Source organism: Paenibacillus sp. FSL R10-2736, assembly GCF_038000245.1.
GTDB lineage: Bacteria > Bacillota > Bacilli > Paenibacillales > Paenibacillaceae > Paenibacillus_AQ > Paenibacillus_AQ phytohabitans.
In genome coordinates this window covers 934110-955845 of record NZ_JBBOBN010000001.1, presented here as the reverse complement: position 1 = coordinate 955845, position 21736 = coordinate 934110, and the positions used below count along the sequence as shown (strand labels likewise).

General features: G+C 54.2%; 22 protein-coding genes and 1 riboswitch. Of the genes, 4 read left to right on the top strand and 18 right to left on the bottom strand.

Annotated elements, in window-relative coordinates; translation table 11 throughout:
* Position 1 precedes the first annotated feature (1 nt).
* A complete protein-coding gene (locus NSQ73_RS04215; RefSeq protein ID WP_340985473.1) occupies positions 2 to 313 on the top strand; it encodes a hypothetical protein in 312 nt (103 codons plus the stop codon).
* A complete protein-coding gene (locus NSQ73_RS04210) occupies positions 258 to 851 on the top strand; it encodes a hypothetical protein (RefSeq protein ID WP_340985472.1) in 594 nt (197 codons plus the stop codon). Before NSQ73_RS04215 ends, NSQ73_RS04210 begins: the two co-directional genes overlap by 56 nt.
* A 172-nt stretch (positions 852 to 1023) precedes the next feature.
* Here the strand turns inward: NSQ73_RS04210 and NSQ73_RS04205 are convergent, their stop codons facing one another.
* The 3 genes from NSQ73_RS04205 to NSQ73_RS04195 form a co-directional block, all read right to left on the bottom strand.
* Complete coding sequence (locus NSQ73_RS04205; protein WP_340985471.1) at positions 1024 to 2517, bottom strand: glycosyltransferase; 1494 nt, start codon at positions 2515 to 2517, stop codon at positions 1024 to 1026.
* Positions 2518 to 2806: 289 nt separating this feature from the next.
* Positions 2807 to 3940: a CgeB family protein gene (locus NSQ73_RS04200; RefSeq protein WP_076247543.1), complete on the bottom strand. Its 1134-nt coding sequence runs from the start codon at positions 3938 to 3940 to the stop codon at positions 2807 to 2809.
* Between the two features lie 32 nt (positions 3941 to 3972).
* Positions 3973 to 5070, bottom strand: a complete 1098-nt coding sequence (locus tag NSQ73_RS04195) for a CgeB family protein (RefSeq protein ID WP_371916299.1) — start codon at positions 5068 to 5070, stop codon at positions 3973 to 3975.
* 279 nt (positions 5071 to 5349) lie between these two features.
* Here NSQ73_RS04195 and NSQ73_RS04190 point away from each other — a divergent pair, with 279 nt between their 5' ends.
* Positions 5350 to 6129 carry an AAA family ATPase gene (locus tag NSQ73_RS04190; protein ID WP_340989186.1) on the top strand — a complete coding sequence of 260 codons (780 nt, stop codon included), beginning with the start codon at positions 5350 to 5352 and terminating at the stop codon, positions 6127 to 6129.
* Between the two features lie 856 nt (positions 6130 to 6985).
* Here NSQ73_RS04190 and NSQ73_RS04185 read toward each other — a convergent pair.
* From NSQ73_RS04185 to NSQ73_RS04135, 11 genes are all read right to left on the bottom strand, one after another.
* The gene (locus tag NSQ73_RS04185; protein ID WP_171718320.1) at positions 6986 to 7159 is read right to left on the bottom strand and encodes an aspartyl-phosphate phosphatase Spo0E family protein; all 174 of its coding nucleotides are present in this window, start codon (positions 7157 to 7159) and stop codon (positions 6986 to 6988) included.
* 96 nt (positions 7160 to 7255) lie between these two features.
* Entirely contained in the window at positions 7256 to 8689 is a 1434-nt protein-coding gene (gene wsfD, locus NSQ73_RS04180) for a glycan biosynthesis hexose transferase WsfD (RefSeq protein WP_340985470.1), read from the bottom strand.
* Positions 8690 to 8705: 16 nt separating this feature from the next.
* Positions 8706 to 10604 carry an LTA synthase family protein gene (locus NSQ73_RS04175; protein ID WP_340985469.1) on the bottom strand — a complete coding sequence of 633 codons (1899 nt, stop codon included), beginning with the start codon at positions 10602 to 10604 and terminating at the stop codon, positions 8706 to 8708.
* 228 nt (positions 10605 to 10832) lie between these two features.
* Entirely contained in the window at positions 10833 to 12059 is a 1227-nt protein-coding gene (locus NSQ73_RS04170; protein ID WP_340985468.1) for a hypothetical protein, read from the bottom strand.
* Positions 12059 to 12637, bottom strand: coding sequence for an RNA polymerase sigma factor (locus NSQ73_RS04165; protein WP_340985467.1), 579 nt, complete (start codon positions 12635 to 12637; stop codon positions 12059 to 12061). Before NSQ73_RS04165 ends, NSQ73_RS04170 begins: the two co-directional genes overlap by 1 nt.
* A gap of 544 nt (positions 12638 to 13181) precedes the next feature.
* Positions 13182 to 14519 (bottom strand): 5'-deoxyadenosine deaminase, encoded by a 1338-nt coding sequence (locus NSQ73_RS04160; protein WP_340985466.1) that lies wholly within the window; start codon positions 14517 to 14519, stop codon positions 13182 to 13184.
* 63 nt (positions 14520 to 14582) lie between these two features.
* Positions 14583 to 14681, bottom strand: a riboswitch (purine riboswitch).
* Between the two features lie 139 nt (positions 14682 to 14820).
* A complete protein-coding gene (locus NSQ73_RS04155; protein ID WP_039306861.1) occupies positions 14821 to 15345 on the bottom strand; it encodes a GNAT family N-acetyltransferase in 525 nt (174 codons plus the stop codon).
* Between the two features lie 183 nt (positions 15346 to 15528).
* A complete protein-coding gene (locus NSQ73_RS04150; protein WP_216626658.1) occupies positions 15529 to 15933 on the bottom strand; it encodes a hypothetical protein in 405 nt (134 codons plus the stop codon).
* A 20-nt stretch (positions 15934 to 15953) separates the two neighbouring features.
* A complete protein-coding gene (locus tag NSQ73_RS04145; RefSeq protein ID WP_171718325.1) occupies positions 15954 to 16244 on the bottom strand; it encodes a hypothetical protein in 291 nt (96 codons plus the stop codon).
* Positions 16241 to 16582 carry a hypothetical protein gene (locus NSQ73_RS04140; RefSeq protein ID WP_039306867.1) on the bottom strand — a complete coding sequence of 114 codons (342 nt, stop codon included), beginning with the start codon at positions 16580 to 16582 and terminating at the stop codon, positions 16241 to 16243. Before NSQ73_RS04140 ends, NSQ73_RS04145 begins: the two co-directional genes overlap by 4 nt.
* A gap of 27 nt (positions 16583 to 16609) precedes the next feature.
* Positions 16610 to 16903 carry a nucleoside-diphosphate sugar epimerase gene (locus tag NSQ73_RS04135; RefSeq protein WP_081751236.1) on the bottom strand — a complete coding sequence of 98 codons (294 nt, stop codon included), beginning with the start codon at positions 16901 to 16903 and terminating at the stop codon, positions 16610 to 16612.
* Positions 16904 to 17579: 676 nt separating this feature from the next.
* Between NSQ73_RS04135 and NSQ73_RS04130 the strand changes: the two genes are divergently transcribed.
* Positions 17580 to 18146 carry a GNAT family N-acetyltransferase gene (locus tag NSQ73_RS04130; RefSeq protein ID WP_340985465.1) on the top strand — a complete coding sequence of 189 codons (567 nt, stop codon included), beginning with the start codon at positions 17580 to 17582 and terminating at the stop codon, positions 18144 to 18146.
* A 27-nt stretch (positions 18147 to 18173) separates the two neighbouring features.
* Here the strand turns inward: NSQ73_RS04130 and NSQ73_RS04125 are convergent, their stop codons facing one another.
* The 4 genes from NSQ73_RS04125 to NSQ73_RS04110 are packed head-to-tail and all read right to left on the bottom strand — an operon-like array spanning position 18174 to position 21587.
* Positions 18174 to 18905, bottom strand: a complete 732-nt coding sequence (locus NSQ73_RS04125; protein ID WP_340985464.1) for a sugar phosphate nucleotidyltransferase — start codon at positions 18903 to 18905, stop codon at positions 18174 to 18176.
* A gap of 47 nt (positions 18906 to 18952) precedes the next feature.
* Entirely contained in the window at positions 18953 to 19690 is a 738-nt protein-coding gene (locus NSQ73_RS04120; RefSeq protein WP_340985463.1) for a glycosyltransferase family 2 protein, read from the bottom strand.
* Entirely contained in the window at positions 19687 to 20742 is a 1056-nt protein-coding gene (locus NSQ73_RS04115; protein WP_340985462.1) for a glycosyltransferase family 2 protein, read from the bottom strand. Before NSQ73_RS04115 ends, NSQ73_RS04120 begins: the two co-directional genes overlap by 4 nt.
* Positions 20739 to 21587 carry a glycosyltransferase family 2 protein gene (locus tag NSQ73_RS04110; RefSeq protein ID WP_340985461.1) on the bottom strand — a complete coding sequence of 283 codons (849 nt, stop codon included), beginning with the start codon at positions 21585 to 21587 and terminating at the stop codon, positions 20739 to 20741. The genes NSQ73_RS04115 and NSQ73_RS04110 overlap by 4 nt, the downstream gene beginning before the upstream one ends.
* Positions 21588 to 21736 lie beyond the last annotated feature (149 nt).

The window sequence follows — 21736 nt, the reverse complement described above, 5'->3', positions numbered from 1 at the left end:
GGTGAAGGACTGGCTGCCAGGAGCGGCGGAATCAGGGGTAGTTGTGCCCCTGATTCTGGTGATTCCGGCGGTTGTAGCTGAATCAGGGGCATTTGTGCTCCTGATTGGCGCGATTACGCCGGATGGAGCGGATTCAGGGGCAGTTGTGCCCCTGATTGGCGCGATTCCGGCGAGTGGAGCAAATTCAGGGGCATTTGTGCTCCTGATTGGCGCGATTCCGGCGGGTGGAGCAAATTCAGGGGCATTTGTGCTCCTGATTGGCGCAATTTCCGGCGGGGGCGGCGGATTTAGAGGGATTTATCCCTCTAATTAGCGCGATTCCGGCGGGGGCAGCGGATTTAGAGGGAGTTATCCCTCTAATTAGCGCGATTCCGGCGGGGGCGGCGGATTTAGAGGGATTTATCCCTCTAATTAGCGCGATTCCGGCGGGTAGTGCAGATTTAGAGGGAGTTATCCCTCTAATTAGCGCGATTACGCCGGGGGCAGCGGATTTAGAGGGATTTATCCCTCTAATTAGCGCGATTCCGGCGGGGGCGGCGGATTTAGAGGGAGTTATCCCTCTAATTAGCGCGATTCCGGCGGGGGCGGCGAATTTAGAGGGATTTATCCCTCTAATTAGCGCGATTCCAGCGGGCACAGCGGATTTAGAGGGATTTATCCCTCTAATTAGCGCGATTCCGGCGGCGGCAGCGGATTTAGAGGGATTTATCCCTCTAATTAGCGCGATTCCGGCGGCGGCAGCGGATTTAGAGGGATTTATCCCTCTAATTAGCGCGATTCCGGCGAGGGCAGTGGATTTAGAGGGAGTTATCCCTCTAATTAGCGCGATTCCGGCGGGGCAGCGGATTTAGAGGGAGTTATTCCTCTAATTAGCGCGATTCCGGCGGGGGCAGCGGATTTAGAGGGAGTTATCCCTCTAATTAGCGCGATTCCAGCGGGTAGTGCGGATTCTGAGGGATGCGATGCCGGCGGCGGCTGGCGCAGCGCCGGCAAAGTGCCGGTCCGCGGACTCCCCCGCGGACCTCAGCCCGCCTTGCGCCGCCGTCTTCCCCGGCGGCGCGCATGGCCCGCGCGGCGGTGCTTGCCGCCGCCGCTGGCCTTCCGGCGCGCGGAGCCTGCCGCGCGCTTCTTACGGCGCGGGCGCGTTCCCGCCGCGCGCGCCCGGGCCTTGGCGCGGCGCAGCCTGCCGCGCCGGAGCTTCGCGCCCCGCAGCCGTGCGGCGCGGCGCGAGGGGCGTACCCGCGGCGCCTCTGCCGCGGGGGCATCTTCCCCGCCCGCCGGCGAAGCTGCGGGCGGGGCTTCTTCGGCGCCGCTGACTTGCGGCGGCGCGAGGCAATAGCGGAGATGCCACCTCTCCGCTAAGCCGTACAGGCGGGCGCGGTAAGCCGCCGGGCCGTAGACGGCCTCGATGCGTTCCCGCGCCAGGCTGCCAATGGCCGCCGCCATGGCCGGAGCGGCCAGCAGCGTGTTCACCCGCTCGGCCAGCGCACCGATGTTGGCCGCAGGCACAAGCAGCTCACCGCAGCCCGCAGCGTTCAGAATCTCCCGCAAGCCGCCGGAATCATAAGCGACTACCGGCTTGCCGAAGGCATAGCCTTCCAGTGCCGTCATGCCGAAGCCTTCACGGATCAGGCTGGGAACGACCAGCAGATCCATAGCGCAGTAGGCTGCGGGCAGACATTCTTCATATCCGACAAATCTGAACCGGGAGGTTAACCCCTCCAGCTTCACCTTGCGGACACAGCGTTCATAGTAGCTTTTGTCTCCGGGGGAACCCACTACAATATAGCGGGCTGCCGGATGCTGCTCATGCACAAGGACAGCCATTTTGACGAAATGCTCCAGACCTTTTTCTTTATTAATGAAGGAAGAGACATAACCGATCAGCGGTTCCTCCGGCGCTACCTTCAGTTCACTCCGCCGTTCTCCCCGGAGCTTGCTCCAGGCTTCAAACATCATTTCCGTTTCATTCCAGGACGGGGGGAGCTGGGTCACCTTGCCTTCACGGATATCCTCGGGGAAGCAAGCCGCAGCCGTCTGCGAGATGGCCAGAATCTCATCGCTGTTGTTATGGATCAGCTCCACGCTGATCGGAGTGAATTCGTTATCCGTAATGGTCTCGGAGATCTTCCACACCACCGGAATGCCCAGTGATTTCGCTGCCATCGGCGGCAGAGCATGCACACAGGTACTGGAAATAATGAACGACGGGCGCACACCCGCAAGCCAGTCACTCAGCTCCTGGTACTCCCGGCTCTCCTGAAGCTTGCGGATGTCTGCCGGAAGGCCTGCGTATGGAGTGTACATTCCATAGACAAGCGGAATAGATAACAGCTGGACATTGATTCCGTAGCTCCGAGCCAGGCGCGTCAGCTTCCCGTCCTGCGGGGCTACGAGAATACAATTAAAGTAAGGAGACAGCTCCCGGCTGAAGAACAACAGCAGCTTCTCCGCACCCGTAATACTGCGTGTATTGGAAACATGGGAAAAGAGGACGATTGTAGCTTTGTCGGCCATGGTGTCTCGGCGCTCCCCCGCGAGGGCTGTGGAGCAGCCATTCACCTCCCTAAAAGTTTTACGAAGCATTCACTACAGAGCATTTCTTCGTGTGAAACTCGCTCCGGAAGCATCATCTTAAGTTTTACGAGCATGCGCTAAGCTTTACTTTCTTTCATCCGGTGGATATCCGCCGCAGGCAGGCTAACATCATAACCCGGTACTCCATCCAGTATATTGAGGGGGCACAGATGCCGGCACGACACCTGTCCCCGGTGATGCGCACATTTTTCAATCGTTCTGCGGGGATTTAGCCGTAAATGACCGTCAGCAGCTGGTTCAGGCGTATGGTGTAGGTGTGGTCCTTCAGGGTCCGTTCAAAAGCGCGCAGCGCCATATCCCGGCGTTCCTCCTCATGCGTCAGGTAGAAACGGATTTTATCCATCATTTCCTGCGGGCTTGAGAAGGTGTCAATCTCTTCCCCGACCTTATAGAAGGAACCCATGTCATCCCGGGCGTCACTGAGCTGCAGCGTGCCGCTGGCGGCGATTTCGAAGGTGCGGGGATTCGGCGATGCGGCCGGAATATACAACGTATTGTTATTGGCTACCTCATCAATGTGGGAGCGGTGCAGGTTGATGACAATCTTCGAACCGCTGTAGGTGACTGCCGTTTCCTGCGGAGACATCCATTTGCCGATCTCAATCCGGTCACCATAGATAGGCGCTTCCGGCAGACGGTCCCACCAGATTCCGTTAATCACCGTGTTGTAGCTCATCAGCTCCGGCATAATATCGCGGAAGAAATTGATCCGGTTCCAGTAAGCAGACCCGATGAAGCTGACATCGCGGCTGACCGGCGAACGTCCGGTAGTCGGGCGGTAATGCTCGCGGTGGGCAGCAAAAGGCAGATAATGAACTTCAGAGCACCCGAGGCCGCGGTAGAACTCCACGCAATTACGCTCCAGAGTGAATACATAGTCATAGTGGGCGACGATTTTCATGGTGAAATCCGTATAGTACGGATCATCGGTGAGCCATATCGCAGTTTTAATGCCTCTGCCGCGCAGAACGGCGACCTGATCCAGCGGTAAATCCAGACCGTCCAGGACCAGGACCAGATCCGGACGCTGGGCCGAAGCCAGCTCCACCAGATTCTGGCGTACATCCGTAATTGTTACCTGCGCGGTCAGTCTTTGCAGGGCGAAGAGTACCGCATCATCAAGCGGAGAATACGGATACCCTTTGCCTGAAGCCACATACATGACATGGATATTGCGTACGGGAAGCGGTTCTTCCGGCCGGCCATCCAGAATCGCCAGGCGTCCGCGCAGGTACCCTTCGTCGTATCCGACCTTGAAGCCGGTAAGGCGGCCACTCAGTTTCTGCTCTTCCGCAGGGGTCCGCGGCAGAGGCGGCGCAGGCATTATAAATTGATTATTCATGTTTATTCGCTCCTTCTATCCCATAATGGATTTCACCCTTGTGCAGCAAGAACTCCCAGCAAATGAGGCAGACGCGCGGTAAACGTGTGGTGGCGCAGTGTCGTCTGCAGTCCCCGCAGCGCATACTTGCGGCGCTCCTGCTCATGCTTCAGGTAATAGTCAATTTTGCGTTTTAGCTCGTCGGCAGAAGCAAAGGTCTCCAGGTCATGACCCGGACGGTAGTGGCTGCCCAGGTCCTCGCGGATGTCGGTCAGCTGCATCGTTCCGCAGGCACTGATCTCATAGGTCCGGGGATTAATGGAGAGGGACGGCAGCTGGAAGGTATTCCTGTTGTCCTGCCCGCCTTCCCACGGACGGTGAATATTAATGACAAGCTTGGCACCGCTGTAATAGTTGGCCGTTTCCTCGGGAGGGATGAAGCCGCTTTTGATGAATGGAGACAGTTCTTCGAAGGTGTTCAGCCGTTCCCAGAAGCCGCCGGCGATCAGCACCTTCTTGCCGCGGAGGAACGGGGCCAGTTCATCGAACAGCTCCGTCCGGTTGCGGAAGGCATTGCCGATAAATACAACATCGTATTGATACTGCGGTCCGGTACGGCGCGGGTAGAACATCTGCGGGTTGACGCACAGCGGAAGGTAATGCACCGAAGTCACACCCAGGGAACGGTAGAATTCCACGCAGCCCAGTTCGTGTGTAAACACGTAATCATAGTGCCGGCAAATGACTGATGTGTCCTCGGTAAAATACGGGTCATCCACAAACCAGATCGCTGCCGGAATACCCAATTTTCTTATTTCCGTAATTTGTTCCAGATGATTCTCGGGAAACACATGCAGCCCGTTCATCACAAGCACCGCTCCCGGCGACTCACGCGCTGCCACCTCCAGCATGGTCTCCGGAGAACAGATAATTAGCTCACTAACCAGCTGCCGCAGTGCTTCTGTTACTCCCGTGTCTATCGCCTGAAACCCTTGGGGCACATACATCAGCTTAAACGGCCGGCATGCACCCACTACAGGAGAATTCAGACGCTTCACGGCTTCACACAAGCCGAGACGGTATCCTTCCGTGTAACCGTCACGGTAATCCCGCGGACGCACGTTTCTATTTTTTGCTTTCACGGCCTTCACCCTGCCCCGTCATATTCTCAAGACAGTGTACTATATGCGGAGTCAGCATCCGCCTCATGGACATCTGTCTGTATCACGGCGAAATTGGCACATGCCCCCTGTCTTTCGCCCGCATGGCCCGAACCTTTGCAGATTTCATCCACTCCAGTTCCCCGGAAAGTGAGGGGGAGCGCCGAAGCCTTTAGTCAGGTCCTTTGCGGGCACCCCAAAATTCATATAGAATCGAAGAAACAGCTTTCCATCTATCCGGCTAAGAGGAGGGATTTAGAAATGAGTTCGATGTATGACCCGATGCTCTATCTCCGCCATGTAGACCTGCTTCGTGAACAGGTGCCTTCCTTTGATACTTATCCGTTTAACCTGCCGGTGGTGCGGGCATTGGAGCGGATTGCTTTTCAGAAGCAGGTCACATTTCTTGTAGGGGAGAACGGAACAGGAAAATCGACTGTACTGGAGGGAATCGCAGCCGCCTGGGGGTTCAATCCGGAGGGCGGGACGCTGAACTTCTCTTTTAACACCCGAGCCTCGCATTCGAGTCTCTATGAATACCTGCGGATTGCCAAAGGGGTCAAGCGGCCGAAGGACGGCTTCTTCCTGCGTGCGGAGAGTTACTACAATGTGGCTACTTATATCGATGAGCTGGACGAGGACCCGGAGGCTGGGCGATCCATCAAAGACTCCTACGGCGGCAATTCTCTGCATGAGCAGTCCCATGGAGAATCCTTCTTCTCCACTTTCGTCCACCGCTTCGGCGGACAGGGCATCTATATTCTGGACGAGCCGGAGGCGGCCTTGTCCCCCTTGCGGCAGATGTCGCTGCTGGTGCGGATGCATGAGCTGGCAGCACAGAACTCCCAGTTCATCATCGCTACTCACTCCCCGATTCTGATGTCCTATCCGGGTGCGGATATCTTCCTGCTGGAGGGAGAGAGCATTACGCCTGTGGCTCTGGAAGACACAGACCACTATACGGTGACGCGGGCCTTCATGACCGACCGGCAGAGAATGCTCCGTGAGCTGCTGGGAGATGATTATGCTTCGGATGCTTCGGACATATAACAGAACAAAATCACCCTAGCAGGTGAATTAGGCTGGAGCTATGCAGCCGGTGCAGCTGATGTAGATTTTAAGCCCATCTCACATTGCTCTATTCTGACTACTTTTGTTTGGGGCAGCCGCCGGTAAAATCAAGGGCACTTTTACCCCTCATTCTTGCCTTGGGCCTGCGTCCGGCGAAATCAGCAGAGGGATTTATCCCTCTAATTTCCTCATATCGCCCACTTTCAGCGGAATCAGAGGGATTTATCCCTCTAATTTCCTCATATCGCCCGCATCCGGCGGATTCAGAGGGATTTATCCCTTTAATTTTCTCCTACCGCCCTCTTTCGGCGGAATCAGAGGGATTTATCCCTCTAATTTCCTCATATCGCCCGCATCCGGCGGATTCAGAGGGATTTATCCCTTTAATTTTCTCCTACCGCCCTCTTTCGGCGGAATCAGAGGGATTTATCCCTTTGATCTTCTCCTGCCTTCAGGGGCACTTTTGCCCCTCATTCCCGCCTGCCGCCCACATCCGGCATATTCAGGGGCACTTTTGCTCCTCATTCTTGCCTGCTGCCCACTTTCGGCGGATTCAGGGGCACTTTTGCCCCTCATTCTTGCCTTGGGCCTGCGTCCGTCGAAATCAGCAGAGGGATTTATCCCTTTAATTTCCCAAGCCTCCGGCTTCCGGGGATTCAGTGGAATTCCTGATACAAGAACACATTTGCCCTTCAGACGGACCTGCTCCAAATTCCAAAGAAATTGATCCACAACAGACGAATATCCTACTTTCCTATACAATCAAAAAAGACACTTTAGCGGCACATCTGCCGTTAAAGTGTCTTTTGAATTTACAAAGCTGCTCTTTGATTCTCTAATAAAGCTGGTCGTCCTTCTCTGTATTGCAATCACTGTATTCATTGAGGAGCGCATCCAGCTTTACCGATTGGCGAAGCACCCTTACATCCTGCATCCCGTGTTCCAGGGCTAGTTTGTTCAGTTCCTGCCTTGCCTGTTCAATTTTGTCCTTGTAATCATCATTACCCATAGCGGCCCCCTTGTAGGATGAGGCTGTTCCAAGCCATTTTCCACTCTTTTACTAAAGTTCCAAACACATTGTATTCTATAATCCGTAAAGGGTCAATTAGCGGTTTGCCGCGAAAACAGGTTTCAAAAGCATAACGAGTTTATGCACAGCCCAGCCAAACATCGCTACCGCCATCATATCGAAACAGACATTGAACAGGAACAGATGCTTGCCGATATCCGCCCGGCCGTCACCCAGCACCGGAACAAGGAATGAGAATAACCCGATCAGTCCCAGCAGCATCATCAGTTCACCGGCAATCCGCGCCTGCTGCCCCCTGCTGCGGAAATAGTGAGTCATTACAATCGCATAATACACCAGGTAGAATAGAGCCAGAAACCCGAGTGTATGCGGCAGATAATTCTTCTTGAACTGGCTCCATGTACTATAGGTATAGTCGATAGCCCCCTTGGGCTTATTCATGCTTTTCTCATAGCTTCCAAGATAATAGGGACGGATGGACATGCTGTTCTTCGCTGCATATTTCATATTCTCTACCAGTCGCGAAGGATGTCCCAGATAGAAGAAGAGTACGTCTGTATGAGATACAAGATTATAGAAATCCGCTGTAAGCGAAGGATCATCCTGCTTAATGGCCGTGCCGGCCTGGAAATAATTCGTACCCGCCAGCACTTCCAGCCGCTCCGGCAGACCCAGCTCACGCAGATCACCGCGCACATCCGGAGATTCGTTCAGGATTCCGAAGAATACGGTCTGATAGAGATTGATATGCTTCAGTTCCTTCGGTGCGGCCACGTACAAAGCCACGGACACGAGCGCCGTTGCCACCGCAAACCGCAGCGCCAGCTTACGCCAGTTGCCTGTTCCATTCAGCGTCCGCAAACGCAGGAAGATCAGCGCAAACGCCAGGCCGACAGGTGCATTCTGGATTTTGGAGCAGATCAGAAACAGCACGGCCACGAAGAACAGCTTCAGCCCGCCCGCCGCCGGCCGCTCGGATCCGGCCAGCCGGAGTCCGAGCGCGAAGGTGAGCAGCATGAACACCATCGATACCGGCTCACCGAACAGTGAATTGAAATAGGCCAGATAACCGATATCATAGAAGACAAACAGCAGCCCCGCACCCATCAGCAGTCCCGTAATATAGGAGCCTTTGGCCCCCAGCTTCACGATCAGCCATGTCGCAGACAGCAACAGCAGCGCGTAGACACAGGCAACCAGCCGGATATCGAAATAGCTGCCATGTACTAGCCCGGCAAGCAATCTTGGCACCAGCACAACGAGAATTTGCGAAGAAGGATAGAAGCCCTTGAACAGATTTTCGTAGGAAAATCGGCTATGGCTATAGCCGAAAAAGCGGTCCGCGTAGCTTTCTGTGCTGTCATAATAATTCAGTCCGACCGTCTCCATCATGCGTTTGAAATCCCCGTTGTCGGCAACGCCGGTGAAGGGTTTCAGGAACAGAAGATAGAGGATCAGAACGCAGCCCGCAAGGGCCACAAGAGTCTCTGCTTTATTCAGCTTTTTCAAATCCCTGTCTCTCCTCCTAGCGCTGCGGAAGCAGCTTCACATATTCATCGGACAAGCCCATCAGCTTCAGGATATAGTCATAATCGGTCTGATATTTACTGAAATCCTCCACCGGCTCATACGTATCCAGCGAGATTGCCTCTCCGTCCGCGAAGCTTTTCCCGGGCACGAACATCACCTCATCATTAAAAAAGGAGCCTGTCGGCAAATAATAACGCATCCCTACCACATTGCTGTCAATGTTCAGCAGATCATGCCCAAAAGCGGTAAAGCCTTCATCCTTCAGCGATACCCCCAGCAGGTTGGCCACCGTAGGAAGCACATCCAGCTGTCCGCCGGTCCGCTCCACCACCTGTCCCTGCTCCATGCCGGGTGCATGAATAATTAACGGAATATTAAAGCGGCTGATCCGGTCATCATACGGGGTTCCAAGCGCTTCCTCCACCTGCTCCGCCGGGACATCCTTCGGCTGCAGGCCGAAATGGTCGCCGTACAGCACCAGCACAGTATCATCCCACATGCCCTGCTGCTTCAACCCGTCAATCAAAGTGCCGACCGCATAATCCGTATAATTCACTGCCGTCAGGTAATCGCCCAGCATTGTGCCCTGCAGATCATCCGGAACCTTAATCTTCTTGAAGCTGTCCGGAATCTGGAAAGGATGATGGCTGGATGCCGTTACAAGCTGGGCATAAAAAGGCGTCCCCTTCTTCTGCAATGCCGCCAACTTCTCCACCGCCGTAGCATAGAGCTGCTCATCCGAAGCCCCAAAGGCGTTGAAGTGATCATTTTTAAAATACCCTTTATCATAGTAGCCATTGAAGCCAAGCGCCGGGTAGAGCTCATTGCGGTTCCAGAAGCCTACCTTGTTCACATGGAAGGTGTAAGATTCATACCCCTTATCCCGCAGCAGACGCGGCAGGCCCGGCAGTTCCCGGTCCCCGAAGCCCGTTGACATCGCAAGCGTTGCAATCGGATAAACCGAAGTATTGCTCATGAACTCCGCATCCGAGGTGTTGCCCGGACCGACCTGCTGGAAAACATGCGGGAAATAAAAGCCCTCTCCGGCCAAGCCGTTCAGCACCGGTGTCAGCTCCTGGCCATCCAGCGACTGATGCAGCGGGAAATTCTGAAATGCCTCCATTTGGATTACAATTACATTTTTGCCCTTTTGCGATCCAAAATATTCCGGCAGTCCCCCTGCGATATCCTTGTATGGATAACCAGCCTCCAGCGCCTCCACCTTGGCAATTGTTTCATTAATATCCCCAGTGCCGATGAGGCCGTTATCCTCCTGGGCTTTGATCGCGGCAACCACCTCATAGTTCAGAAATCCGGCGCTTTCCGCCTGAACCAGCTCATTCGTAATTCCGCGTGCCGAATCAATGGAATAGGCCGACAACGAACCGCCGCCGATAATAGCAACTAGCAGGGCGACCAGATAGACTCTCCGGGCTCTGCGTGAAGACTGACTTCCACGGTGCTGCTGTACGGGACCATTCTTCCATCTGCGGAACAGCAAATAAATGATCATAATAATCAGATCGGCAAAAAACAGGTAATCAATCAGCTCAATCGTAGATTCTACGCTTTCTTTCACCTGGAACACCTGATTCAGCTCATAGAGCGCCAGATAAGTCGGCACCGAGCCGAAATGGTTGAAGTACACACTGGCCGCGAAGAACAGCAGCGACAACAGGCCGTTGAAGCTCCAGAAAACGGCCTTCCTCATCCGCACAGGTGTAATAAGAGCCAGCACCCCCATCATCAGCAGCACCGGGGCAATATCCGCAGCAATCCATTCCCACGCAATCCGGTCAAAAAACAAACCTCTCAGCAGCAGCAGCTTCAGCCAGACCAGTCCGATAACGATATAGAAATGAGCCTGCACCGGCGCAAGTTTCTTGTCGTTCATAATAATACGTTCCCCTCTTACTCTCTATATTGAAAATCCGTGTAAACTCTATTGCATTTTTCTGTAAAAGTTCAGATTTCTCTAGTATAGCAATACTTGAAATAGTTATCAAAACTGGAGGTTCTATTAAATGTAAAAAGACGCCGCCCTGGCGGGCGTGCGTCTTGGCTAAAGCACTACTAATTCATCTGAAACACAGGAATTCTATTCAGGGCTCATATTAAAAGATTATTCGAAAGCGTCAGTCTGCTGCATCATGTAAAAGACTCCGTCCATATTATACGAACCGGTAATTACAGTTGCTCCGTCCCGGCTTTTGAAGGCAATCGTACCTATGCCCGACATCTCTTTAACAAATCTATAATCCTCCAGCCGGATGCCGAACATTTCATCGGCGATGGCAGCAGCCGCAAGCTGAAGCTTGGCCTTATCCATATTCAGCAGATTTGTGCTTGGATCGGCGGAGGTGAATGAATTTCCATCGTAAAGCGCCATGTCTTCTACTTGAATAATATCTTGTGTAGAGTAATCCATAAGTACCGTAGTGGCCATACGTTCACTCTCTCCATACTTCAAAACGAGTATATCCCCTTTCGTGGCCACGGTGCGGCTGATGGAGTATAGACGCTCCGTCCCCTGTTCTCTAAACAGCTTAATTGCCTTAAGACCCGTCTGCTTCACTTCCGCAGTCACCTCATTCTCGCCCATGCTGAAGGTCGAGCTGCGGTAGACGCCGTTCTCGTAATCAATCTGCCCTTCATTCCCCATAAGTAAGTCATCGGTCTGTACGCCTAGCTCATCATCGTTTGTTCCGTAGTGGACGAAATGCTTAAGGCCGGTGACCGTGAATTTCCCTTTATAACCGGCATTCCGCAGCTGATCCATCGCTTCATCAATGAACTTGGAGTCAATTTCCTCGGGAGTGAAGAAGGTGAACATGTTCGTCCGGAACACTTCGCCTGTCTCCGTGTTGATCCAGACGGTAGCGTAGTAATCCCCCTCCTTAAAATCGACAGTAGCGATGCCTTCTTCCGGTTCTTTAAGCCGCTCCAGACTGGCAAAGGGTAGCTTATCCCCCAGTTGCTCAAGCATTACCTGTTCGGCAGTCGCCTTAAGCCCTTCATCCGTAAGATCAGCCTGGCCCGCAACCGGAGGATCGATTATTCCGGCGCTGCTTACCTGTAACGGATTAAAACCCCCGGGCTGACCGGACCAGCCACTTCCCCAATACACTGCCCCGGCTCCGAACAACAGGAGGATGACGGCGGCGGAGAGTATCCGCAGGCGGATTGCCCTGCGCCATCGGCCGGATGGCAACACCTGGTTTAGTGAGGAACCGTCCATTCCAATCTGCCGGGCCACCTCGCCAGCAGCTTCTTCCGTAAATTTCATTTCCGGAAACGGGCCTTTACGGGCCAGTTCATACCACTGCGGCTCCTGCTCACGCTTATCCATTACTCCATCCTCCTTAGTTTGTCCTGGATTTTATGACGTGCGCGGTGCAGCCTCGATTTGACGGTGCCGGGGGATATCCCGATCAGCCCAGCGATTTCCCGGACCGACAGCTCTGCTTTAAGATCAAGCACCAGCACCTCACGCAGCTTATCCGGCAGCTTCATTATCATGCTCCAGATCTCATCCACCTGCCGGTTACCGAGATATTCCATCTCCGCCGAACGGGCAACAGCCGCCTGCCCCGCAGCATCCTGCCGCTCCTGAGCCGTAGCGGGTAACGGCTGCATCCCGCCCCACAGCCCGGAGCGGAAAAACCGCGATTTGCGGTAGGAGAATACCGTATTGCGGGCAATCGTGAACAGCCAGGTTTTGAGCGATGAAATCCCCCGGTAGGTACCGATCCGGTAATAGCATTTGATGAACACCTCCTGCGTGAGCTCATCCGCCTGATCACTGTTTTTGGTCAAGAAATAAATATAATTCCACACATCTTCCCCATAAAGCTTCATTATCTGCCGCAGCTGCTCTTCACTGATAGCCTCCGCCTGCTCCAATCCATCCAGTTCCAATGGGTTCACCTCACTATATTTGACCTCAAGAATGGAGGGACGGTTCACTTTTTCTAATAAAAATCAACTCATTCCTTCATCCAGCCTGCTCCTCAGTGTTAAAAGCGGACTTCCCGGGCAGCCGACGTTGTTGCGTAAATTTTTTAATTTAAAAATCCTGCACAGAATACAACATTTCCCTGGTTATTTCGGTTCCATTTCGAAATTGTTGTACAAAAAGCAGCATTTCTCCTCATCCAAGCGGGTTAGCGGGACAATTGTTGTAATTTGTACAACAAGCCTCACGAACACCATGGTATCTTGCGATTCAAGTTGCAAAAAGCACAACATTTCCGCCAGTACAGCGTGTAATTAACTCAAAAAAACAAAAAAACAGAGGACCTGAGTCCCCTGCATAGTATATAGCTTGAACGAGAGGCTGCCCACTGTTCGCACCGATTCCAATTGCGGTGAATATTGCGACTTCCTGCCGCTCTGTTCCCGGAACACCGGTTAGTTAGCTCTTAAGAGCGATATGTGTGATGATCCTGAGCGTGCTTCAGAAATAGAGACATTACCCCAGCGGAGTGTTCACCAGCAGTCTTTTGATGGAACGGTTAGCTTCATGGAGCACGGTTTCCTTATCGACGGTCTTCAGCAGGCCTTTATGCATCAGAATTTGTCCGTCCACAATCGTCGTTTCCACATCTGCACGGGTGGCGGAATAGACAATCCGCGAGATCGGATCTATATCATAGGAAGGGAAGGTATGGAAATTGTACAGGTTGAGGATCGCCAGATCGGCTTTTTTGCCAACCTCGATGCTGCCGATTTGATCCTCCATGCCCACCGCCTTCGCACCCCCGATCGTTGCCATCCGGAACACACTTCTGGCGTCCATCGTGGTCGGCCCATGCTGCGGCTTCTGGATCACCGCCGCCAGACGCATTTCATTGAACATATCCAGGTTATTGTTGCATGGAGCACCGTCCGCGCCAAGGCTAAGATGGATATGATCATGCAGCATTCCAGGAGTGTCGGCGATGCCGGAGGCCAGCTTCAGGTTGGAGCCCGGGCAGTGGCTGACATGAACTCCGCGGTCCCGCAGAATCCGCTTCTCTTCCTCATCGAGCCAGACGCAGTGGGCCAGAATCAGGCGCTCATTCGCCAGCCCCAGATGATCCAGATACACCACGTTACGCATACCGGTCATCGCCTGCACAATCTCGATCTCCCCCAGATTCTCGGAAGCATGGGTGTGCACCTTGACCCCGTAGTGCTCCGAGAGATTACGCACCTCTTTCAGCAGCGGCTCCGTGCAGGAAATGACAAAACGCGGGGAAAACGCATATTGAATCCGCCCGTTGCCGTAACCATTCCACTTCTCCAGCAGATCCACGCTCTCCTGAAGGGAAGCTGCCGTATCCTCCTGCAGCGCTGCCGGTGCATCCGCATTCTTCTGATCCATCATCACCTTGCCGGACAGGGCGCGAATGCCGCTTTTGGCGATTGCCTGGAAGGCAAAGTCTGTATGATTCACCGTCTCCATATCCACTATGGTCGTTGTGCCGCTTGTAATTAACTCCCCAATGCCGAGCATAGCGGAATAATACAGCGACTCCTCATCATGCGCCGCCTCCAGCGGCCAGATCCGCTTGCGCAGCCAGTCCATCAGCTCCAGATCATCACCTTTGCCGCGGAACAGTGTCTGGCACAGATGAATATGGGTTTGCACAAAGCCGGGAATTACCGTGCGGTTCTTGGCATCAATTACTGTCTCTTCCCCCTGCGCCTCCAGGCCGCTGCCGATCTCCACAATCAGATTATCCTTGATGCGGATATCCCCGTATATAATCTCCTCTTGCTTGTTCATTGTAATAATCTCCGCATGCTTGATCAGGATGTTCGCCATAACCCATTCCCCCTTGTCCTTGTTGATGTCCAGCTGATGACTAACACAAAAAGGCCACAAAAATATGCCTCAGCATATTTTCGTAGCCAGAAATTTACGGTTCCCGGTAGAGACCCTTAAACCAATTATTAAGGATATACGAAAAGGACTATTCAATTGCTTCTGAATAATCCCATCATAAAGTAAAGACAACTTTCCTGTCAACATAAGTTATAAATATTAACACAGAACTATTCACAGCAGAATAAAATGAATTATCCACTATTATTATCTTCAAATATGTAATATAACATTACATAAACTATCCGGAAATCTCCGTCAGCACCTTCTCAAATACAGGAAAAGCCGCTACCCGGCCGGGAAAATGAATCTCGCCTCTCTGCACATAGCCAAGCGAGGGATAAATTTTGAGTACCCGTTCATTCTTCGCATAAGTATCCATCCGAATACTGCTATACCCGCTGTGACGGGCGTGCTCTTCAGCGAAAGCAATCAGCTGCCGGGCGATCCCTTTACCTTGGAACTCCGGATGAACCGCGAGCCGGTGCATGATCAGATGCGGCCCCTGCTGCTGTAACCATTCAATTGCCCCATATTGCTCCGCCTGATTCTCATCCAGCACAATAATACCGGCAATGGCTTCGTTGTCCAGACAGACAAATAATGTGCCTGTATCAATATCCGCTGCAATGATCTCACGGTTCGGATAGCTCTCATCCCATTGATCGCTTCCGCCTGCCTGCATAACTTGTACACATTTGGCAATCAGATCCATAATCTCTCCGATTTCATTGCTCTGTGCTCTTCGTATCTCATTCCCAATCATGTATAGTCCCCGCTTTCCTACCTGGCATTCGAACCCGGTAAAGTTCTGTTAAGAAGTCTACCATATCCGGGCGGAAATTCCGATAGGCCGCCATTTCCAGTATCGTCCATAGGCTATAGAGGCGGCAGGAGAACTTGCCAACCTCTATAGCCTCTCATCTTCTAAGCCACAGCTGCTGCTCTCTCAGCCCAGCTCCAGCTTATGCCCGTCCTCGAAGCCCTTGGCGAAACCTGCGTCGAACCCCACGTTGTATGCTTCGGTGTAGCCCTGCTGAAAGGCGTCTCCCGGCGGCAGCTCCGGAGGGACGCCCAGATCCGGGGGGAGCGGGACTACCTGCGCTACCGGCGGCGCTTCGACTGCCGGAACAACCTGTACCGGCGGCTGAACCACATGCACCCTGCGGACAAGCCGGCGGCGGAGTCTTCTTTTCTTGCGCAGCAGCGGCGCTCTCTTGCCCGTCTTGCGGATCAGTCCTCTGCGCGTTTTGCGTCCAAGGCCTCTGCGCACCCTGGTCTTCCGTGACAACAGCAGTGTGCGTCTGCGGCCCTTGCTGCCTGAGCGCAGCTTGCCAAGTCTCTTTCTCTTCATCTGTCTACTCCTCCTGTACTTCATCTACTTCTTGCAGCAGTACCCTCTGAGCAATCCTTGCTCAGCCATGGCGCAGCAGGAATTCCCTGTTTGGGCTCATGCAGTGAAATGCCGGATATCATCCGGCACATTGAACTCTGGTACCCGCTCAGAATCCTGATATTGTCGCTCAGCTTGCGGGCTGTCAGCTCCGATTGCCCCGTAACTTCGGCAATGCTCTCGAGGATGGCTGCGAGCGCGGCTTGACTGCGGGCGATCGAGCGGATCATCTCCAGCTTAACGGCATGTTCGGAGAGAAGCCCGCCGCTCATTTGCTATCGTCTCCGAAGCTGAATCCATCCCCGCCGTCTCCGCCGAAATCACCGCCGCCCTCATCTTCACCGCTGCCCAGTACTGCTTTCAGATTACTGTACAGCCCGTTCTCCAGCTTCGTCAGCCCCTCCACCATCTCTACGATCACTTCGTGGATGGAGAGTGACTCCTTCAGCTGGTCTTCATGGGAGTCGAATGCTCTAGCGTGGATATGATGATGGGTCCACTGCTTCACTTTTTCCGCTTCCACCGCTTTGGCTTCGAGAATCATCGCGATGTTCCACTGGATTACAGCGGTCGACTCCAGCATTTGCAGATAAGCCTTTTCTCTGCTCATCTTCCGCCTCCTTGCGCAGGTTACGCGTTACTCTTCTTCCTGACCGTTTAGTTCCTTGATCACTCTGCCTACTCCCTCTGCCATCGCTTCTTCAAGATCGGCAAGTGCATTCAAGTAAGCAATAATGTTCTTGTTAACCTGACCTGAGCTTTCTACCAGCCCACTGAATCCGCCGAAATCAGGGTCCGCATCCGGCAGATCGTGAACTATTTGCGACATACGGACGGCTACGTGGCGTTCGGCGTCGAGAATCCGAGCCATCTGTTCGTGCGTATGGGCCATGTGCTGCAGGACTTTTGTAATTTTACTCTGCACCTTCATGTCTCCTTTGCTCAAACGCCCTGCTACAGCATATGCGGCATCAGCCGTGACGGTGCCGGAGAAGCACCGCAAGTTATGGAGGTCCGCGTGTCATAAGACAGCTAAGCGCTGCGGCTGCAAGTGCTGCGGCTGCTAAGTGGAAAAACGTCACTTAATTTATTCGAATGACCGGGAATCAGAGCAACAAGTGGAAAAAGAACAACTATTTTCATATTGGCTGGGCAAAAAAGTGCATTAGTGAAGAATTAAATGCCTTTTTTCCACTTAGTGTGGATACAAAAGACAAAACGGGATTATTAAGTGGAGAAAATCCAACTGCTTCCGGCGAGAAGGACTGAAGGGGCAGTGGCGGAGGATTCGAGGGGACTGGCGGGGAAATCGAGGGGCAGTGGCGGGGGGACTCGAGGGGCAGTGGCGGGGAAATCGAGGGGACTGGTGGGGAACTCGAGGGGCATGGAGGGGGATTCGAGGAGCATGGTGGAGGATTCGAGGGGCAGTGGCGCGGAACTCGTGAGGCATGGAGAGGAACTAGAGCGGATAATGCCAGGGCTTACGGGAAGGTTACCGGCTGGAGGATATTGACAAGCAGCTCAACAGCAGACTATGCTTGGCTGAAATCGGAGCTATATTATAGTTGTCCGGATCTATGTATCCGGAGTGGAAGTGGAGGTAATCTATGAAACTTACAGACAACCGTCTGAATCTGCGGCCCCTGACTGCAGCCGAGCTGGAACTGGCCTTGGACAATTACGCGGAGCTGGAGCAGTCGCTGGGCTTGAACGTAACCGCAGCCCCAACCCTGCTGGATGACGAAGAGATGCGCTATGCCATGCGGGTGAGGCACGCCAAGGTTCTCCGGGATGAGCAGAACTATCCGTGGCTGACCAACTGGGCCATTATTCATCTGGAGGAGCAGCGGATTATCGGCTTCCTGATCCTCAAGGGCGGGCCGAATGAGCAAGGCGAGGTCATTCTTGGTTATGTCATTGATGAGAAGTACTGGGGGCATGGCTACGCTACAGAAGCGTTGCGGCAAATCACGGCCTGGATATTCAAACACCCGGATGCACGCTGGGTCATCGCGGATACCGAGAAGGATAATACTGCCTCGCACTGCGTGCTGCAGCATCTGGATGCAGAGCTGTACCGGGAGACCGAAGACCTGCTCTGGTGGAGAATCGCCCGGCCCGCCATTAGCTTCGATGATGATACAGGTATTTTGCGGGGAACCCAACACATATAAATACTTATCTATTAAAAAAGCTGCCCCTCAGGGCAGCGTATCTCTCAGCTTTTCTCCGGCTTCGCGCAAGGACTGGAACGTTCCCGCGTCACTCCACCAGCCCTTGAGCACATTATAACTAAGCTTGCGCTCTGCGGCATAAATATTGTTCACGTCGGTAATTTCCAGCTCCCCTCTCTTGGAAGGGGATACGCGGCGGATAATATCGAATACCGCTTCGTCGTACATATAAATACCTGTAACACAGAATTTAGTCTTCGGATGCTCCGGCTTCTCTTCAATATAAGCAATCAGGGAAGAATCCCCGCTGTCAAACACCGGTACCCCGTATCTCCGCGCATCATCGACCGGTTTCAATAACACCTTCGCCGTTCCCTGCGGCTGCTTCAGATAACTCTCCACATAAGGCTTCAGATCATCCATAAAAAGATTGTCACCAAGCAGCACAACAAACCGTTCCCCCGGCAAAATAAATCCTTCTGCCAGCTCGAGCGCTTCCGCGATGCCTCCTGCAGCTTCCTGGATTTTGTAAGTCAGGGATACGCCGAATTCCGCGCCGCTGCCCAGAAAGTCGGTGTACTGTCCTGCGGACTGTTTGCTGATGACCAGGAGAATATCGGTTATACCCCCCCGGCGCAGCCGGTCAATGCCGTAACACACCATAGGATATTTGCCGACCGGAAGCAAATGTTTGTTCATAAGCCGGGTCAACGGGTAAAGCCTTGTTCCTGTTCCGCCCGCCAGTATGACTCCTTTCACTTACTTTCCTCCTCTTTATCTATGTCTTTAGCCTTTGGCCTGGCCCCTCAGATGAATTGTGCGGGATCTACATGCCATTTCTCCATAAATAATCTTCGGTTACGCTCCACCAGCTCCTGAAGTGAGGAAGAGTAGACTTCCCTGAAGCTGGCGCTGCCTTCATGATGCACCAGACAATCTCCCGCGATCAGCAGCCGGTACCCCTTCAGTCTGGCGCGGTAGCAGTAATCATCATCCTCGTAATGGCCCGGTGAAAAGCGTTCATCCAGCAGGCCGATGGTATCCATGAGCTCTCTTTTGAATAATAAGCACAGCCCTACAAGCCTTCTGGCCTCCAGCCGTTTCGCCGCATCCGGAGCATTCGCCAAACGGGCTTCAGCATGATAACCCGGAATATCCGTATACCCCGTCTCCACCTGCTGCCGTCCGCTGGCATAATTGGTCACCGGACCCACCATTCCGATATCCGGGGCGCTGTACAAAGCGCTCTTCAGATTCGCCAGCCAGCCCTGCGACACAATAACATCATTGTTCAGCAGCAAAAGCTCATCTCCCGCAGCCAGCTGCAGCCCCAGATTGCAGGCCAGCGGAAAACCGCGGTTCTCCGGAAGGGAAACAAAGGTCAGCTTATTCGCGCGGCAGTAAGCATCCGTTTCGTCACTTGAAGCATTGTCGACCACAATAATTTCATAGGGTGAATCCGTATACGCCCTGATTGATTCAACACAGGAACGCAGCAGGCCGAGCCTGTTATACGTTGGAATAATAATGCTGGTCAGTGTCATAGGGCATTCCTCCACGCCGCCATCTGCCGGCGCTGCTCCTGCAGATGGCTCTCGGACAGCCGTCCGCTTGCCTGCTGCTCTCCAAGAACCTGGGCCAGCGCCTCGGCATGATCACCGGCGATCAGCTGTTCCATCGCATTTCCGGCCCCTGTGTTGCTCTGGCGCAGCCGGTTATGCTTGATCACATTCACCGTGCCTGCCTTCTCCACCCGCAGCTGCCGAATAATCGAGAGCGCATGCGCTTTCGGAGGCACCATAAGCTCACGGTAGCCGATCCGCTCCAGCGCCTTCCTTGACAAGGCATGGGGAACAGCTGTCATCGAGCTGACGCCCAGATCACTCCGCCCCAGTAGGGCATTCAGATACATTTTGCAGCGGGTGACCGCATCACTGAGGGCAAAGGGGGGCAGCAGATGATCAAGATCATTCAAGGCTACATCAACACCGCCATCCACCGCCTCCGCAAAAAGAGACATTTGCCGGGCGGGAATCACCATATCCCCGTCCAGGAACAGCAGAATATCCCCCCGGCTGAGCTTGGCGCCAAGCGACCGTCCCACATCATGTCCGGCAGATTCCGGAATATGCACAATTGTCGCCTGTGGGCATAGCCGGGTACGCTGGAAGCTGCGGTCGCTGCAGCCGTTAAGCACGACAATAATCTCCAGCGGCTTGAGCCGGGTTACCTGATCAAGCAACTTCAACAAGGTCTGCTCCTCATTCCTGGCCGAGATAACCACGGACAATGAACCGTGCAGAGCCGGCAGCTGCCGTCCTGCTCCGCTGCCGGCAGCATTGCCGGCGGCAGAAGCCCCCGCTGCCGTGCGGCGGGAACCCGCTTTGCCTGCCGCCTGCCGCCGGACAGCTGCAGCTTTGGCGGCGCTGCTCCGGCGGGGCGCAGCAGCGGCTGGTTTGGCCGCCTTGCTCCGGGAGGCGGCGCTGCCCGGCCGGGTACGCCGGGCAGAGGCCCTGCTCCTGCCCGATGCTTTTGCACGGGAAGATACGTGAACCTCCTGCCGGTGTCCGGGTGAAGGCTCCGGTGCTGCTGTCATCTCACCATCCCCCTTCGCCGGTTGCCGTCAATGAAGCCTGCTCTTTCGCCTCTGCGCTGAAGGACCAGACCTGCCGCATCCAGATGATCCGTGAGAATAACCTCACGCAAGGGATCTGTTCCCGCCTGCTTGGGCCGTACGGCATTCAGCCTGCCGACCGGCACCTTATGCACGGCCTTCACCTGCAGGCCCTCAAGCACCGCCTGCGCGTGTGCCAGAGGCGGCCGTGATAACAGGCCGCTCCCCAGAGAGGCAAGAGCTCTGCGGCTGAGTGCATGAGGCACCGCCGTCAGCGAACAGCCCTTCAGATCCGGACGGCCAAGCATAATGTTGAGCACATGCTTGGAGAGCACCACCGGATGCGGGAATTCCTGACGGACCGGACCGGAGTAATCATTCAGAGCCACATCTGTTCCATGACTGACCGCGGCCACAAAGGGACGCAGCTGTGAAGCGTTAAGCACAAAATCCCCGTCAATAAAGAGCAGGACCTCTCCCTTGGCCGCCTCTGCTCCAACACTGCGGCCCACATCATGACCGAGCGGCTGCTCGAAGTGAATGACATGTGCTCCCAGTGACAATGCAATCTTTGCCGTATTGTCGGCAGAACCGTTAACCACAACAATAACCTCACAGCGGGGATGGACTTCCCTGGCTCTGGCAATCACCCTGCCAATCGTTCCGGCTTCATTCATAGCCGGAATGATCACCGACACATAGGGAGCGGGGTGGTTGGCCGCAGGGAGCGGCACGGCAGGGCGCGCCGGCCGGGAAATCCGCCGTTTGGGTTGCAAAGCCCGCCGCCCCGTGCGGCGGGCAGATGTACGTATGTGCTTCAAGCTCATCCACCTTCCTTGCAGGGCATGGTCTCCGGGCTGAGGGTTACATCACAGTCTATGTAATCCGCTGTCCCGGGTAACGGCAAGTGTCTCCCTCCGAGCAGAAATTTGGACAAATGCCCTTCCGCTGCCGCAGTCCCGGTGAACCCGGATTT

What these genes read in the sequence shown, in the direction of transcription:
- NSQ73_RS04205 (WP_340985471.1), bottom strand. Translation starts at nt 2,517, where the DNA reads ATGGCCGACAAAGCTACAATCGTCCTCTTTTCCCATGTTTCCAATACA.
- NSQ73_RS04200 (WP_076247543.1), bottom strand. Translation starts at nt 3,940, where the DNA reads ATGAATAATCAATTTATAATGCCTGCGCCGCCTCTGCCGCGGACCCCT.
- NSQ73_RS04190 (WP_340989186.1), top strand. Translation starts at nt 5,350, where the DNA reads ATGTATGACCCGATGCTCTATCTCCGCCATGTAGACCTGCTTCGTGAA.
- NSQ73_RS04185 (WP_171718320.1), bottom strand. Translation starts at nt 7,159, where the DNA reads ATGGGTAATGATGATTACAAGGACAAAATTGAACAGGCAAGGCAGGAA.
- NSQ73_RS04175 (WP_340985469.1), bottom strand. Translation starts at nt 10,604, where the DNA reads ATGAACGACAAGAAACTTGCGCCGGTGCAGGCTCATTTCTATATCGTT.
- NSQ73_RS04170 (WP_340985468.1), bottom strand. Translation starts at nt 12,059, where the DNA reads ATGGATAAGCGTGAGCAGGAGCCGCAGTGGTATGAACTGGCCCGTAAA.
- NSQ73_RS04160 (WP_340985466.1), bottom strand. Translation starts at nt 14,519, where the DNA reads ATGGCGAACATCCTGATCAAGCATGCGGAGATTATTACAATGAACAAG.
- NSQ73_RS04155 (WP_039306861.1), bottom strand. Translation starts at nt 15,345, where the DNA reads ATGATTGGGAATGAGATACGAAGAGCACAGAGCAATGAAATCGGAGAG.
- NSQ73_RS04150 (WP_216626658.1), bottom strand. Translation starts at nt 15,933, where the DNA reads ATGAAGAGAAAGAGACTTGGCAAGCTGCGCTCAGGCAGCAAGGGCCGC.
- NSQ73_RS04145 (WP_171718325.1), bottom strand. Translation starts at nt 16,244, where the DNA reads ATGAGCGGCGGGCTTCTCTCCGAACATGCCGTTAAGCTGGAGATGATC.
- NSQ73_RS04140 (WP_039306867.1), bottom strand. Translation starts at nt 16,582, where the DNA reads ATGAGCAGAGAAAAGGCTTATCTGCAAATGCTGGAGTCGACCGCTGTA.
- NSQ73_RS04135 (WP_081751236.1), bottom strand. Translation starts at nt 16,903, where the DNA reads ATGAAGGTGCAGAGTAAAATTACAAAAGTCCTGCAGCACATGGCCCAT.
- NSQ73_RS04130 (WP_340985465.1), top strand. Translation starts at nt 17,580, where the DNA reads ATGAAACTTACAGACAACCGTCTGAATCTGCGGCCCCTGACTGCAGCC.
- NSQ73_RS04120 (WP_340985463.1), bottom strand. Translation starts at nt 19,690, where the DNA reads ATGACACTGACCAGCATTATTATTCCAACGTATAACAGGCTCGGCCTG.
- NSQ73_RS04115 (WP_340985462.1), bottom strand. Translation starts at nt 20,742, where the DNA reads ATGACAGCAGCACCGGAGCCTTCACCCGGACACCGGCAGGAGGTTCAC.
- NSQ73_RS04110 (WP_340985461.1), bottom strand. Translation starts at nt 21,587, where the DNA reads ATGAGCTTGAAGCACATACGTACATCTGCCCGCCGCACGGGGCGGCGG.